Below are 13,552 nucleotides of genomic sequence, written 5' to 3'. Positions count from 1 at the left end.
TCACTCGGCCTTTACGCCGACCTCGTCATAGTATTTCTGCGCACCGGGATGGACCGGGATCGGCATCCCCTGCAGCGCATTCTGCACGTCGATCGCATTGGCGGCGGCATGGGCGGCCTTCATCTCGTCGAGATTTTCGAACATCGCCTTGGTCATCGCATAGGCGGTGTCGTCGCTGACCGCATCCGAGGTCACCAGATAGTTGCGCACGGCGACGGTGGTGACCGCCTCGTCCTGGCCCTCATAGGTGCCGGCCGGGATTTCGCCGGTGGTATAGGGCGCGCCAAGGGTTTCCGCCACCTCGGCCGGAACCGAAACCACGGTGATCGGGATCGAGGTCGACAGGTCCTTCAGCGAGGCCACGCCCAGACCCGCCGATTGCAGCGTCGCGTCCAGCTGGCGGTTCTTCATCAGTTCGACCGATTCCGCGAAGGGCAGGTATTCGACCTTGCCGAGATCGTCATAGCTCATCCCGGCGGCGGCGAGGATCGCCCGCGCGTTCAGCTCGGTCCCCGATTTCGGCGCCCCGACCGAAACCGACTTGCCCTTCAGATCGGCCAGCGTGGTGATGCCCGAATCCGCACTGGCGACGATCTGGATATAGTTCGGATAGATCGCGGCAATCCCGCGCAGCTTGTCCAGCGGCGCATTGAACCCGGCATCGGCATTGCCTTCCGCCGCCAGCTTCACCGAATCGCCAAGCGAGAAGCCGATCTCGCCCTTGCCCTGCTGCAGCAGGTTCAGGTTCTCGACGCTGGCCTTGGTCGATTGCACCTGGACCTTGGCATCGGGCAGGGCCTCGGAATAGATCTTCGACAGCGCCACACCCATCGGATAATAGACGCCCGAGGTGCCGCCGGTCAGCACATTGATGAAATCCTGAGCCTGCGCCCCAAGCGGCGCGGCGGCGGCCGAAAGACCAAGCAGCATGGCTGCGACGCGGTTGCGAATGGTCATCTGGTTCCTCCCGTTATTGGTTTTGACTGCCGACAGGTTAGGTGCGAATCCGGGCGGCGTCAAAAGCAAAAGCCCCGCATTGCGGCGGGGCTTCACGCGTCGGGAATGCCGAAAAATTATGCCTTCGGATCAGGCGTTTGCTTCGCGGATCTTGTCCGCCGCTTCCTTGTTGAAGACGATGTCCTTCTGCTCGAACAGCTGGTCCAGCTCGCCCGAAAGGGTCATCTCGGTGACGATGTCGCAGCCGCCGATGAACTCTCCCTTGACGTAAAGCTGGGGGATGGTCGGCCAGTCCGAGTAATCCTTGATGCCCTGGCGGATACCGTCATCGGCCAGCACGTTCACGTCGCGATAGGCGACGCCCATATAGTTCAGCACCCCGGCGACGCGGCTGGAAAACCCGCATTGCGGCATTTCCCGGGTGCCCTTCATGAACAGCACCACGTCGTTTTCGTCGAGTGCCTGCTGGATCTGCGCGCGCGCATCTGTCATCGGAATATCCTCAATCGGGGGCTTTGGTGGTCAGGGCGAGCGCGTGAAGCTGGCCCGAGGGCCCGTCCATCTTGCCGTTCAGCGCCGCATAGACTGCGCGCTGCTGCTGGACCCGGTTCTGGCCGCGAAAGGATTCGTCGATCACCTCGGCGGCGAAATGATTGCCGTCGCCGGCCAGATCGCGGATGGTGATCTGCGCATCCGGGAATGCCGCGCGGATCAGGGCTTCGATTTCGTGGGCTTCAATGGCCATGCAGTCGTCCTTCTTTCGTAGAAGATGTAGGCGAAGGGCAGGCGGCTCGCAAGGGCAGGGACGGGTTCCTGCGTCGTTCAGGGGCGCGGCCATTGCCACCAATGGGCCTTGAGCGGCTGGCTGCGGTCGAAGGCTTTCGGGTCGTCTTGCGGCAATTCCCGCATCTGCGGCGCGCCGGGATCGGGCAGGCGGATGTCGTCCTCGGTCAGGCCGGTGCGGTTTCTGTGCCAGTTCCGCGCCAGTTCAGCCGCAGCAAAGCGCCTGCCGACATATTTCTGCCGCGCGGCCTGCTGACTGAGGGCGATGTAATGGCGCAGATTATGCGAGACCGGCGCCACCCGCAGCGGCCCCGACAGGCGATGCCCGGCACTGTCGAGATTGGACAGGCCAAGCCCGTGGCGCCACATGCGGATCAGCCGATAGGGCATCGGCTCGAAGAAATAGTAATGCCGCATTTCCTGTGCGTAATCCTGTCCGCCGTGATCCTCTCCGGGTCGGGGCAGGAAGACAAATTCATTGAAGTTCAGGGCATTATAGCCGTGTCTTTCAGCGTCGCGCGCCATGTCCAGGATGCTTGCGCCGGGATCGCGATGTTCGGGAATCTCGTCGGCATCCATGTTCAGCACCCAACGGGGCGCGTGATGCGCGATCAGTTTCTGTTTCAGACGAAGCTGCGCCTCGACCGAGAAGCTGCCATCATAGGGCAGGTGGTGCAGCTCCGCGATCCCCCGACCGACCAGCCCGGCGGCGATTTCGGCGGAGCCGTCATCCGATCCATTGTCGATATAGATCAGTGGAATGCCTTCGTCAATATATTTTTTAATAAAAACAGATAGATATGAGGAAGCATTGCGCCCACAGACAAAGGCCATGACCGGAGACGAAGCGCGCTGCGTGATCCCCGGCAAGGGCGGCAGAACCACGCCCGGGCTGGCAATACGGGCGTTGCGGATCAGTATCACCGTCGCTTCGGGATCCTCGGTGAGGGCCGAGAACGGCTCTGCTTCAACCGCAGGCAAGGGGGGCAGGTCAGGAATATCCAGATCGACCTCATCGCCGCAATCCACGGTGATCCGGCGCGGTGAAATCCCCCGCAGGGCAGCGTCCAGAATCGTCCTTCCTATCTGAACTTCATGGATCAGGTTATTGAAACGGTTTGCATTCACGGAAATGCGGAACGTTGCCTCATCCGGGATCGGCAGCAACGCATCGACACCTTTTGAGCGCGCTTCGGTCATCCATGCCTCGTTACGCAAGGCGCGCAGGGCTGCGCGTGCCGGGTCGGCGCTGTCGAGCCTGACGATCTGGCTGTCCTGCAATCCCAGCGTCGCGAGCGCTGGCAAGTCGTGCAGGCCTGCCGCCGATAGCAGCACCACGCGATCGGCATCTGCGACAAGCGCCGCCAGACGCTCGGCACGCGCTGCCACATCGTCGATCCCGGCCAGCGGATCGGTGACGATCTGTCTGCCGCTCTGGTGCAGCGTCTGCATCAGGCGCAAGGGCAGAACGATCATGGAGGGCACGGTGATCAGCACCAGCCGGCGGTGAGGCATGAGAACTCCGGTTGTCATGGCGACATTTCGTCCCGAAGCGCCACAGGGGGACAGCCATCGGAACATCGATCCAAAATATTAATAATCGGTATTATGTAACCAACCGGCAACCAGAAACCAGCCAAGCTTGCACGCAGCACCACATTGGCGCATCACGGATGCCTCATAACTATCGAGGCTGACATGGCTGTGACAACACCCGTTTGCGATTACGACGCCGCGATGCCGGATTTCGCGCTGCCGGATCCCGATGGCAGGATCTTCCGGCGTGATGACCTGCGCGGGCCGCGCGGCACGCTGGTGATCTTCATCTGCAATCACTGTCCCTATGTGCAGGCGGTGCTGGACCGGATCGCCCGCGACGCGGCAGAACTGCAGCGCGATCACGGCATCGGCGTGGTCGCGATCTCGGCCAATGACATCGCGGATTATCCGCAGGACGCGCCCGAATTCATGAAGGCCGAAGCCGAGAAGCACGGCTTCAGCTTCCCTTATCTCTACGATGAAAGCCAATCCGTCGCGCGGGCCTATGGGGCCGAATGCACGCCGGATTTCTTCGGCTACAATGCCGAGGGCAAGCTGCAATATCGCGGCAGGCTGGATGCGTCGGGCCGGCAACCGGGACCGCCGGACGCCAAGCGCGAGCTTTTCGAGGCCATGATCCTGATCGCCCGGACCGGTCAGGGTCCGCGTGATCAGACCGCCTCGATGGGCTGTTCGATCAAGTGGAAGGCCTGATCAGGGGTCGATCCCGAAGGCGCGTTTGACATTGGCGGTCCAGCCCAGGAAATGCTGGCCATCATGCTCGATCGCCGGGCGTTTCATCAGCGCGGGCTTGGCAGCCAGCATCGCCACGGGCGCGGCGGCACGTTCCTCTTCGGACATGCCGCGCCAGGTCAGGCTGGCGCGATTGACCAGCTTTTCGCCGAACGCATCCAGCATCCGCGTCCATTCGGCCTTGTCCGGCGTGTCTTCCTTCACATCGCGGAACTCCACCGTCCAGCCGGCCCCTTCCAGCGCCTTGCGCGCCTTCTGGACGGTCGAGCAATAGTCGAGCCCATACATTTTCAGTGTCTTGCTCATGATCAGATCAACGGCACCAGCGGCACATTGCAGGCGGAGAGCGCCAGAATGGCGGCGAGGGCGAGGACGAATTTCATATCTGCTCCTGTGTTTTAAGGGCGTTTATCGCCGCCCTGCCCCGGCGCGTCCAGTCACGAATGATCAATCGCGGCTTTCAGCCGCTTCAGTCCGGTCCAGGCCAGCAGCAGCACGACCGGCACCGCCGCCGCCATCAGCAGCATCTTGTCGACCCCAAGGGATTTCGCGACCGGCGCCAGAACATAGCCCAGAAGACCCAGGGCGTAATAGCTGATCGCGACCACCGACAGCCCTTCGACCGTGTGTTGCAGCCGCAATTGCAGCTCGGCCCGGCGGTCCATGCTTTGCAGCACCTGCTGGTTCTGGGTGCTGCGATCCACCTCGACCCGGGTGCGCAGCAATTCGGCGGCGCGGCCGGTGCGTTCCAGCATCCGCCCAAGCCGCCCCTCGGTCGAGCGCACGGTGCGCATGGCCGGGTCGTAGCGGCGGATCATGAATTCCGAGAATAGCTGGTTTTCCTGAAAACGGTCCTCGCGCAGCGCCCGGATGCGGTCGTTCACGATGGCCTCATAGGCGCGGGTCGCGCCGAAGCGGAAGGCACTTTGCGTCGCCAGCGCCTCCAGCCGGGATGCGACCGACAGAAGCTGCTGCAGCGTGCCTTCGGCGGGGCCGTCCTCCATGTCCTCGACCATGGCGGCCAGTTCCGGCTCCAGCGCGTTCAGGCGCGACGACAGGTCGCGGGCCCGGCCCAGCCCCAGCATCGACATGGCGCGGTAGGTCTCGATCTCGCAGAGCCGCTGGATGATGCGCCCTGTCCGCCCCGATCCGACGCTGTCGCGGACGAAGACGGCGAAACGCATCCAGCCGTCGGGGTCGATGCGGAAATCCGATGCGACCAGTGCCGAGCGTTCGAGCACCCAGCAGGCCGCGAGGCTGTCCTTGCTGAACCATTCGGCCAGGCTGTCATCCACCTGCGAGAGGTCTTCGGGCAGGTGCTCGACCCGGATCATGACGGCGGTGACGCGCTTGCCGAGCGCATCGCGCTGCCAGTCTTCGGCGAAGATGGCGGCTAGGTTGGGATCGAAGGGCTGGCGCGGCACGCCTTCGGCAAGGGCGGTATAGCTGACAAACTCGGTATGGCTTTCCCAGATCACCCGGTGCCGGCCAAGCGTCGCCGAATAATGGCTGTCCCCCAGTGTCGGCTTCGGCGCGCCGTGGCGATCTGCCAGCGCCTGCAAATGCCCGATATCCCGGGCCCGGTCGCGGCCAGCGGTCCCGCCCGGTTCCTTGAAGGCCAGATAGATCGCATGGCAGGGCGCATGAATGCGCGGCGAAGGCCGGGCGTGAAGCTCGTTCACCAGGGTCGTGCGCAGGGGATGATCGAGGCTGCGGTCCATGTCGCGATGCTAGCGAAGCGAAACGGCTTGTGGAACAGCGAGCAGGCGGCGACGTTCAAGCCGACGTGAAGCGTGGCACCATTGCACCGCCCTGCCCCGACGGTCACAATGGACAAAACGCGAATAAGGGCGAGGGACAGCGATGCGGCGGGACTTCCTGAAACTGATGCTGGGCGGGGCCAGCCTTCTGGCCATGGCGGCCTGTTCGGGCACCGATTCCAGGTTCAAGACCTATCGCGGCCCGCGCGTCACGCGGATCGACGTGTTCAAGTCGCGCCGGGTGATGACCTTCTATTCCGGCACAAAGCCGATCAAGAGCTATAATTTCGGCCTTGGCTATGCGCCCATCGGCAACAAGGAATACGAGGGCGACGGCAAGACCCCCGAAGGTCTTTACTATATCGACCGCCGCAATCCGAATTCGCGCTATCACCTCTCGGTCGGGATTTCCTATCCGAACGAGGCCGACAAGGCGCGGGCGCTCTCGCAGGGCGTGCAGGTCGGCAGCGACATCTTCATCCACGGTCAGGGCCCCGAGGGACGGGTGGCGACTAAGCGCGACTGGACCGTCGGCTGCATCGCTGTCACCGACGCCGAGATCGAGGATATCTATGCCATGGTCCCGGACGGCACGCCGATCATGATCTATCCCTGAGCGGATCGGCTGGGCACCGCCCTGCCCCACATCGCTCAGCGCCAGGGCGCGCCGTCTGCCAGCGAAGCCGCCAGATGGTCGATCAGCGCCCGCAACTTGGCCGGCAGCGGCGAAACCGGCGGCCAGACCGCCATGATTGGCAGCGCCCGGGTTTCGACCTGATCCAAAATCTCGACCAGCCGGCCCGCCCGCCTTGCCTCGGCGATGATGAAGCCCGGCAGGATGGCGATGCCGAGGCCGGCGATTGCCATATCCCGGATCGCCTCGCCATTGTTGAAGGTCAGCCGGGCGGCAACATCGGGCGAGACATTGCGGCCGTTCAGCCGGAACTGCCACAGCGCCGAATCGGACAGATGCGCATAGCTGATGATCTGGTGATCGCGCAGCGCCGCTGGGCTTTCGGGGGTGCCATGGCGGGCCAGATAGTCGGGGCTGGCGACGACATATTGTCGATCCTCGCAGAGCTTGCGCGCCATCAGCGCCCCGTCGCGGGCCTTGCCGATCCGGATGCCCAGATCGTAACCCTCGCGGGCAAGGTCCCGGGACCGGTCGTCGTAATCGACGCGCAGTTCCAGCCCCGGATGTCTGGCGGCGAAATCGGCCAGCATGGGCGAAAGATACATGGTCCCGAAGCTCATCGGCGCGGCAATCGACAGGGCGCCGCGCAACGGCGTGGCCCCGTCCATCCCCCAGGCGGCGCTTTCGGTGGCCGCAACCAGTTCGCCCAAAGCCGGGCGCAGCCGCTCGGCCAGCCGGTCGGCCGCCTCGGTCGGGGTGATCCGGCCGGCATTGCGCCGAAACAGCGCCGCCCCCACCACCGCCTCGAAATCCGAAATGCGCTTGCTGACCACGGATTTCGACAGGTTCAGCCGGGCGGCGGCGGCGGTCACCGTGCTGAGTTCCATCACCGCCAGAAAGGTCTCGATTTCGTCCAGAGAATAACGCATGGGCCATGTCTATCAGCCCCGCCGCCGTTCGCAAGGGCCGAACGCCGCTTCCGAAAAGCCCGCTCTGGTGTTCGCCTGAGCCGCCTCCGATATTTGCCCCAAGCACATCAAAGGAGGCCAAAGATGAACCTTACCGGCATTCACCACCTGACCGCGATCACCGCCGACGCGCCCGCCAATAACCGCTTCTATACCGAAGCCCTGGGGCTGCGCCGGGTTAAGAAGACCGTCAATCAGGACGACACATCCGCCTATCACCTGTTCTTCGCCGATGGCGCGGGCAGTCCGGGCACCGACCTGACCTTCTTCGACTGGCCGGTCGCGCCCGAACGTCGCGGCACCCATTCGATCAGCCGCACCGGGCTGCGCGTGAACGAGGCCAGTCTGGATTACTGGGCCGGGCGGCTGCGCGATCTCGGTGTCGCAACGGGCGACATTACCACGCTCGACAGCCGCGCCAGCCTCGATTTCGAGGACCCCGAGGGGCAGCGCTTCCGCCTGACCGCCGATCAGCCCGGCGTGACCCATCCCTGGGATCGCAGCCCGGTTCCGGCCGAGCATCAGATCCGCGGCCTCGGCCCGATCACGATTTCGGTGCCCGACCTCGCCCCGACCGAGGCGGTGCTGACCAGCGTCATGAACATGCGCCGGCTGCGCGACTATCCCAGCCCCGACGGTTCGGGTCAGGTCCATGTCTTCGGCATGGGCGAAGGCGGTCCCTCGGCGGAACTGCATGTCGCCGTCCAGCCCGATCTGCCGGTTGCGCGTCAGGGCGCGGGCGCGGTTCACCATGTCGCCTTCCGCACCCCGGACGTGGCCTCGATTCATGCCTGGGCGCAGCGCCTGAACGAGTTGCGCATCCCCTCCTCGGGCGAGGTCGAGCGTTACTATTTCCGCTCGCTCTATTTCCGCGAGCCGGGCGGCAACCTGTTCGAGATCGCCACCGACGGCCCCGGTTTCGCCGTCGACGAACCCGCCGAGACCATGGGCGAGGCGCTGTCCCTGCCGCCCTTCCTGGAGCCGCGCCGGGCGCAGATCGAGGCCGGGCTGAAACCGCTGGACTGATCCCCGGGCAGACAGACCGAAAGCCGCCGGCACCCGCCGGCGGCTTTTTCATGTCGTCAGCCGGACCGCAACAAAAAACGGGCGATCCCGAAGGATCGCCCGTTCCGTTACTCGTTACACAATTCAGGCGGCGCGGGCGGCCATGGTGGCCTTGGCCCACCAGGCCAGTTCGTCCAGCAACGCGTTAAGCGATGGTTGCAGCACCTCGTCGACCTCGGCCATGTCGCCGTTCTGGCCAAGCGGGCTGACCTTCATGAATTCACCCCCACCCAGGTGCACCGCATTGCGTGTGGGCACCATCTGCAATTCGACCGCGATGCCGCGCAGATGCTCGATTGCACGCGCGGCACCGACGCCACCGTATCCAACGGCGGCCATGGGCTTGTGGTTCCATTCCTTGTAGGCCTGATCCAGCGCATTTTTCAGCGCCCCGGTGATCGAATGGTTATATTCGGCTGTCAGCACGATATAGCCGTCGAATTCACCGACCTTGTTCTGCCAGGCAACGGCCTTGGGATCGCTGCTCGGCATCCACAGATTCGAGGCCATCTCGTCGAAGAACGGCAATTCGTAATCGCGCAGGTCGACCAGTTCGAATGCCATGTCGTCGCGTTTTGCGACCTGCTCCATCAGCCAGGCGGCGGGTTTGTCGGCAAAGCGGGTCTTGCGGGTCGAGCCGATGATGACGGCGATCTTGGGTTTGCTCATCCTGTCATATTCCTTTTGCTGAGATGTCCGGCATAACCGGAGGCTTCTTCAATCCGAGGCAGAGGCTAGTTTATTGCCGGATAACCATCCAGAGCGCCGCAGCAAAACCCCGTGTTCGAAAATGTGGAACGACATTGCTCATGCCGTTTCCATCACGCAACCTCATCAAGCCATTCCAAGGGCAGAAGCAGCCCACCTTCCATGCCCGCACGCGCGAAAAAAGGGGCCGCGTCAGACGCAGCCCCTTGTCCTTGTAGCGGCATTTTCGAATTTCAGCGGGTAACTATCTGGATAAACGCGAAACCGTTCGGGCCAAGCGTCAGGCTGCGGCCCGAAAGCCCTGCCGCCTGCGACGGCCCGACCAGATGCCCGCCGCGCCCTTCGGGGGGCAGGTTCGTCTCGACCGTATCGGGGCCAAGGTTGAAGGCACAGATCAGCGCGCCGCGCTGGAACATCAGCACCGGGTCCGGGCGGTTGAAGAAATGCGCCATGCCGCGCCCATGCAGGTCCGCGCGTTCGGAGCGGAATTCCAGCATGTGGCGATAGAAATGCAGGACCGATCCGATATCGGCCTCCTGCCCGGCGACATTGCGCGCCAGTTGCGGTGCCTTCACCGGCAGCCAGGGCGTGCCGGTCGAAAAGCCGCCATGGGTATTGCTGCCGGCATCTTCCCAGACCATCGGCGTCCGGCAGCCGTCGCGGCCCTTGTAATCGGGCCAGAAGCGGATGCCGGGCGGGTCGGTCAGTTCGGAAAACTCCAGATCCGTCTCGGTCTGGCCCAGTTCCTCGCCCTGATAGAGGCAGACCGAGCCGGGGAAGGACAAGAGCATCGCGCAGGCCAGCTTCGCCAGGCTGTCCTGATCGGCCGCGTGGTCCTGCCAGCGGGTCATGTGCCGGATCACGTCGTGATTGGAAAACGCCCAGGTCGGCCAGCCATCCGGGGCCTTCTTGAAGAAGGTCTCGATCTTCGAGCGGAAATGCTTCGGGGTGAATTCCGGGCCGAGCATGTCGAAACTATAGGCCTGATGAAGATGTTCCTCGCCCGAGGTGTATTCGGCCATGATCTCGACCGCGCGGGTCGAATCGCCGACCTCGCCCACCGTCGAGGCGCCGTATTCGTCGGTCAGCGCCCGCAGCCGGGCCAGAAAATCCAGGTTCTCGGGCCGGGTCTTGGAATAGCGGTGCAGCTGCATTTCATAGGGGTTCACCTGCGGCTCGCCCCGGCGCGGCGGGTTCTTGCGCAGCTTCGCGTCGTGGAAATAGAAATTCACCGTATCCAGACGGAAGCCGTCGACGCCGCGATCCAGCCAGAAGCGCATGGTTTCCAGCAGCCAATCCTGCACTTCCTTGTTGTGGAAGTTGAAATCCGGCTGCGAGGTCAGGAAATTGTGCAGGTAATATTGCTTGCGATGCCCGTCCCATTCCCAGGCCGAGCCGCCGAAGACCGAGGCCCAGTTATTCGGTGGGCTGCCGTCGGGCTGCGCATCGGCCCAGACATACCAGTCGGATTTCGGATTATCCCTGCCCTTGCGGCTTTCGACGAAGAAGGGATGGCGGTCCGAGGAATGGCTCAGCACCTGGTCGATGATCACTTTCAACCCGAATTCATGGGCCTTGGCGACCAGCCGGTCGAAATCGGCCAGCGTGCCGAAAAGCGGGTCGATATCGGTATAATCCGACACGTCATAGCCCATATCGGCCATGGGCGAGGTGAAGACCGGCGACAGCCAGACCGCATCGACGCCGAGGCTCGCGATATGGCGCAGCCGCTCGGTGATCCCGTTCAGATCGCCGATTCCGTCGCCATTGCTGTCCTGAAAGGACCGCGGATAGACCTGATAGGTCACCGATCCGCGCCACCAGCCATTCACCATCGTCATACCTCCTTCGCAATCCACGCCATTGAACACCGGGCACGATCACCGTAATGTTGCCGCTAACATGCCGCTATCATCATAGACATACGGAACGCAACGATGACTCTGCCCGCGACCGCCGCCAGCCCTGCCGCATTGGCCCAGTCCATTCGTGACCATCTTACCTATTCCATCGGCAAGGACGAGGCCCATGCCTCGGTCCATGACTGGCGCGTGGCGCTGTCGCTGGCGATTCGCGATCGCATCGTCGAGCCGTGGTTCGCCTCGACCCGCGCCACCTATGACCGCAAGCTGAAGCGCATCCATTACCTGTCGATGGAATTCCTGATCGGCCGGCTGCTGGAGGATTCGGTCGTGAACCTGGGCCTCGACGATGCCGCGCGCGAGGCGCTGCACGGCTTTGGCGTCAGCTATGACGAGGTCATCCATGACGAACCCGAAGCCGCGCTCGGCAATGGCGGGCTGGGCCGTCTCGCGGCCTGTTACATGGAATCCATGGCTACGGTGGGTTGCCCGGCCTACGGCTATGGGTTGCGTTACGAACACGGGCTGTTCCGGCAGCGCTTCGATCATGGCCGCCAGGTCGAGACCGCCGACAGCTGGCTGAAATCGCGCAACCCCTGGGAGTTCGAGCGCCCCGAAGCGGCTTACGAGATCGGCTTCGGCGGCTGGATCGAGGGCGACGGCGCCAAGAAGATCTGGCACCCCTCGGAAAGCGTGATCGCGGCCGCCTATGACACGCCGATCATCGGCTGGCGCGGGCGTTGGGCCAATACGCTGCGGCTCTGGTCGGGCAAGGCGGTGGCGGAATTCGACCTCGCCCGGTTCAACCGGGGCGAATATGTCGCCGCCGGTGCCGCCGAATCGCTGGCCCGGACGATCAGCCGCGTGCTTTATCCCGACGATTCGACCGAGGCCGGCAAGGAACTGCGCCTGAAGCAGGAATATTTCTTCACCGCCGCCTCGGTGCGCGACATCATGCGCCGCTTCGTCTCGGAAGGCGAAACCATCGCCAAGCTGCCCGAACGGGTCGCCATCCAGATGAACGACACCCACCCCGCCATTGCCGGCGCGGAACTGGTGCGGGTGCTGATCGACGATTTCGGCCAGGAGTTCGACGCCGCCGCCGACATGGCCGAACGGGTGCTGAACTATACCAACCACACGTTGCTGCCCGAGGCGCTGGAGGCTTGGTCGGAAGGTCTGTTCCGCAAGGTCCTGCCGCGCCATATGGACCTCGTCGAGCGGATCGACGACCACCACAAGCGCCGCCACCCGACCCGCCCGTGGGAGCTGTCGGCCATCCATCACGGTCAGGTCCATATGGGCCGGCTGGCCTTCATGCAGTCGGGCCATGTGAACGGGGTTTCGGCCCTGCATTCCGAACTGATGAAGGAATCGGTCTTTCACGACCTGAACGCATTGCATCCGGGCCGGATCGAGAATGTCACCAATGGCGTGACCCCGCGCCGCTGGCTTTATTCCGCGAACCCGGCGCTGTCGGGGCTGATTACGGAAACCCTCGGCGGGGATGAATGGGTCGATCACCTCGACCAGTTGACGGGGTTGGAGCCGCATGTGACCGACAAGGCTTGGCTCGACCGTTATGCGGCGGCCAAGCGCGACAACAAGGTGGCGCTGTCGAACTGGCTGGGCCAGACTTTGGGCATCACCCCCGACCCGGACGCGCTTTATGACGTGCAGATCAAGCGCATCCACGAATACAAGCGCCAGCTTCTGAACGTGCTGGAAACCATCGCCCGCTGGGACGAGATCCGCCAGAACCCGACCGCGAACTGGCAGCCGCGGGTCAAGATCTTCGGCGGCAAGGCCGCGCCGGGCTATGCCGTTGCCAAGGAAATCATCAACCTCATCAACGACGTGGCCGAGGTCGTCAACAACGACCCGCTGATGAAGGGCCGCCTGATGGTCGCCTATCCGCCGAATTACAACGTCTCCATGGCGGTCAGGCTGATCCCGGCGGCGGATCTGTCGGAACAGATCTCGACCGCCGGCAAGGAAGCGTCCGGGACCGGCAACATGAAGCTGTCGCTGAACGGCGCGCTGACCATCGGCACGCTCGACGGCGCCAATGTCGAGATCCGCGAGCATGTCGGGCCGGAGAACTTCTTCCTGTTCGGCATGACCACCGAGGAGGTGGAGGCCCGTCGACAGGTGCCCGACCATGCCCGCAAGGCCATCGCCGATTGCCCGTCGCTGTCGCGCGCCATCAGCCTGATCGCGCTTGGCACCTTCGGCGGCGATCCGGCGCGTTATGGCCGGCTGGTCGATATCCTGACGAATTGGGACACCTATCTCGTCTGTTCGGATTTTGCCGATTACCAATCTGTTCAGAAACGGATTGATGCGGCCTATGGAGATATGCAGGACTGGAACCGAATGGCCGCGCTGAATACGGCACGGATGGGCTGGTTCTCGTCCGACCGCTCGGTTCGCGACTACATGGACCGGATCTGGAAAATGGGGGAGGCAGGCAATGAACGACCGGCAGAAAGATCCAGACGCGTTGCAAGCTAAGGACGATCG

Annotated in this window: 13 protein-coding genes; 4 read left to right on the top strand and 9 right to left on the bottom strand. The window is 63.5% G+C overall.

All coding sequences use genetic code 11. The features are described 5' to 3' along the window. The 4 genes from Q0330_RS10130 to Q0330_RS10115 all read right to left on the bottom strand — a co-directional run bounded on the left by Q0330_RS10130 (position 1) and on the right by Q0330_RS10115 (position 3,273). Positions 1 to 930, bottom strand: coding sequence for a TAXI family TRAP transporter solute-binding subunit (locus tag Q0330_RS10130; RefSeq protein ID WP_299478299.1), 930 nt, complete (start codon positions 928 to 930; stop codon positions 1 to 3). 156 nt (positions 931 to 1,086) lie between these two features. Beyond that, positions 1,087 to 1,449 carry a Grx4 family monothiol glutaredoxin gene (grxD, locus tag Q0330_RS10125; protein WP_299478215.1) on the bottom strand — a complete coding sequence of 121 codons (363 nt, stop codon included), beginning with the start codon at positions 1,447 to 1,449 and terminating at the stop codon, positions 1,087 to 1,089. A 10-nt stretch (positions 1,450 to 1,459) separates the two neighbouring features. Next, a complete protein-coding gene (locus Q0330_RS10120; RefSeq protein ID WP_299478212.1) occupies positions 1,460 to 1,702 on the bottom strand; it encodes a BolA family transcriptional regulator in 243 nt (80 codons plus the stop codon). 77 nt (positions 1,703 to 1,779) lie between these two features. Next, positions 1,780 to 3,273 carry a glycosyltransferase family 2 protein gene (locus tag Q0330_RS10115; RefSeq protein ID WP_299478209.1) on the bottom strand — a complete coding sequence of 498 codons (1,494 nt, stop codon included), beginning with the start codon at positions 3,271 to 3,273 and terminating at the stop codon, positions 1,780 to 1,782. A 165-nt stretch (positions 3,274 to 3,438) separates the two neighbouring features. Here Q0330_RS10115 and Q0330_RS10110 point away from each other — a divergent pair, with 165 nt between their 5' ends. Beyond that, positions 3,439 to 3,993, top strand: a complete 555-nt coding sequence (locus Q0330_RS10110) for a thioredoxin family protein (RefSeq protein WP_299478206.1) — start codon at positions 3,439 to 3,441, stop codon at positions 3,991 to 3,993. Here the strand turns inward: Q0330_RS10110 and Q0330_RS10105 are convergent, their stop codons facing one another. Together Q0330_RS10105 and Q0330_RS10100 are read right to left on the bottom strand one after the other, a co-directional pair. After that, positions 3,994 to 4,338, bottom strand: coding sequence for an ArsC/Spx/MgsR family protein (locus Q0330_RS10105; protein ID WP_299478203.1), 345 nt, complete (start codon positions 4,336 to 4,338; stop codon positions 3,994 to 3,996). A 131-nt stretch (positions 4,339 to 4,469) separates the two neighbouring features. Beyond that, positions 4,470 to 5,753, bottom strand: coding sequence for a DUF3422 domain-containing protein (locus Q0330_RS10100; RefSeq protein ID WP_299478200.1), 1,284 nt, complete (start codon positions 5,751 to 5,753; stop codon positions 4,470 to 4,472). A 142-nt stretch (positions 5,754 to 5,895) separates the two neighbouring features. Here Q0330_RS10100 and Q0330_RS10095 point away from each other — a divergent pair, with 142 nt between their 5' ends. Continuing rightward, positions 5,896 to 6,408, top strand: a complete 513-nt coding sequence (locus Q0330_RS10095; RefSeq protein WP_299478197.1) for a L,D-transpeptidase family protein — start codon at positions 5,896 to 5,898, stop codon at positions 6,406 to 6,408. A gap of 35 nt (positions 6,409 to 6,443) precedes the next feature. Here Q0330_RS10095 and Q0330_RS10090 read toward each other — a convergent pair whose 3' ends face one another. Next, positions 6,444 to 7,355, bottom strand: coding sequence for a LysR family transcriptional regulator (locus tag Q0330_RS10090; protein WP_299478194.1), 912 nt, complete (start codon positions 7,353 to 7,355; stop codon positions 6,444 to 6,446). Between the two features lie 123 nt (positions 7,356 to 7,478). Between Q0330_RS10090 and Q0330_RS10085 the strand changes: the two genes are divergently transcribed. Then, positions 7,479 to 8,420: a ring-cleaving dioxygenase gene (locus Q0330_RS10085; protein WP_299478191.1), complete on the top strand. Its 942-nt coding sequence runs from the start codon at positions 7,479 to 7,481 to the stop codon at positions 8,418 to 8,420. A 123-nt stretch (positions 8,421 to 8,543) separates the two neighbouring features. On the opposite strand, the gene Q0330_RS10080 is transcribed toward Q0330_RS10085, so the two are convergent. Together Q0330_RS10080 and Q0330_RS10075 are read right to left on the bottom strand one after the other, a co-directional pair. After that, complete coding sequence (locus Q0330_RS10080; protein ID WP_299478188.1) at positions 8,544 to 9,128, bottom strand: NAD(P)H-dependent oxidoreductase; 585 nt, start codon at positions 9,126 to 9,128, stop codon at positions 8,544 to 8,546. Between the two features lie 272 nt (positions 9,129 to 9,400). After that, positions 9,401 to 10,999: an alpha-amylase family glycosyl hydrolase gene (locus tag Q0330_RS10075; RefSeq protein ID WP_299478296.1), complete on the bottom strand. Its 1,599-nt coding sequence runs from the start codon at positions 10,997 to 10,999 to the stop codon at positions 9,401 to 9,403. Between the two features lie 105 nt (positions 11,000 to 11,104). Here Q0330_RS10075 and Q0330_RS10070 point away from each other — a divergent pair, with 105 nt between their 5' ends. After that, positions 11,105 to 13,543, top strand: a complete 2,439-nt coding sequence (locus Q0330_RS10070; RefSeq protein WP_299478185.1) for a glycogen/starch/alpha-glucan phosphorylase — start codon at positions 11,105 to 11,107, stop codon at positions 13,541 to 13,543. Positions 13,544 to 13,552 lie beyond the last annotated feature (9 nt).

The sequence above is a fragment of the uncultured Paracoccus sp. genome (assembly GCF_937873615.1).
GTDB lineage: Bacteria > Pseudomonadota > Alphaproteobacteria > Rhodobacterales > Rhodobacteraceae > Paracoccus.
The sequence above is the reverse complement of the archived record's forward strand: the minus strand, read 5'-3'. Positions and strand labels throughout refer to the sequence as shown.

Coding starts and splice junctions, on each gene's coding strand:
- Q0330_RS10130 (WP_299478299.1), bottom strand. CDS start 930: ATGCTGCTTGGTCTTTCGGCCGCCGCCGCGCCGCTTGGGGCGCAGGCT.
- grxD (WP_299478215.1), bottom strand. CDS start 1,449: ATGACAGATGCGCGCGCGCAGATCCAGCAGGCACTCGACGAAAACGAC.
- Q0330_RS10120 (WP_299478212.1), bottom strand. CDS start 1,702: ATGGCCATTGAAGCCCACGAAATCGAAGCCCTGATCCGCGCGGCATTC.
- Q0330_RS10115 (WP_299478209.1), bottom strand. CDS start 3,273: ATGACAACCGGAGTTCTCATGCCTCACCGCCGGCTGGTGCTGATCACC.
- Q0330_RS10110 (WP_299478206.1), top strand. CDS start 3,439: ATGGCTGTGACAACACCCGTTTGCGATTACGACGCCGCGATGCCGGAT.
- Q0330_RS10105 (WP_299478203.1), bottom strand. CDS start 4,338: ATGAGCAAGACACTGAAAATGTATGGGCTCGACTATTGCTCGACCGTC.
- Q0330_RS10100 (WP_299478200.1), bottom strand. CDS start 5,753: ATGGACCGCAGCCTCGATCATCCCCTGCGCACGACCCTGGTGAACGAG.
- Q0330_RS10095 (WP_299478197.1), top strand. CDS start 5,896: ATGCGGCGGGACTTCCTGAAACTGATGCTGGGCGGGGCCAGCCTTCTG.
- Q0330_RS10090 (WP_299478194.1), bottom strand. CDS start 7,355: ATGCGTTATTCTCTGGACGAAATCGAGACCTTTCTGGCGGTGATGGAA.
- Q0330_RS10085 (WP_299478191.1), top strand. CDS start 7,479: ATGAACCTTACCGGCATTCACCACCTGACCGCGATCACCGCCGACGCG.
- Q0330_RS10080 (WP_299478188.1), bottom strand. CDS start 9,128: ATGAGCAAACCCAAGATCGCCGTCATCATCGGCTCGACCCGCAAGACC.
- Q0330_RS10070 (WP_299478185.1), top strand. CDS start 11,105: ATGACTCTGCCCGCGACCGCCGCCAGCCCTGCCGCATTGGCCCAGTCC.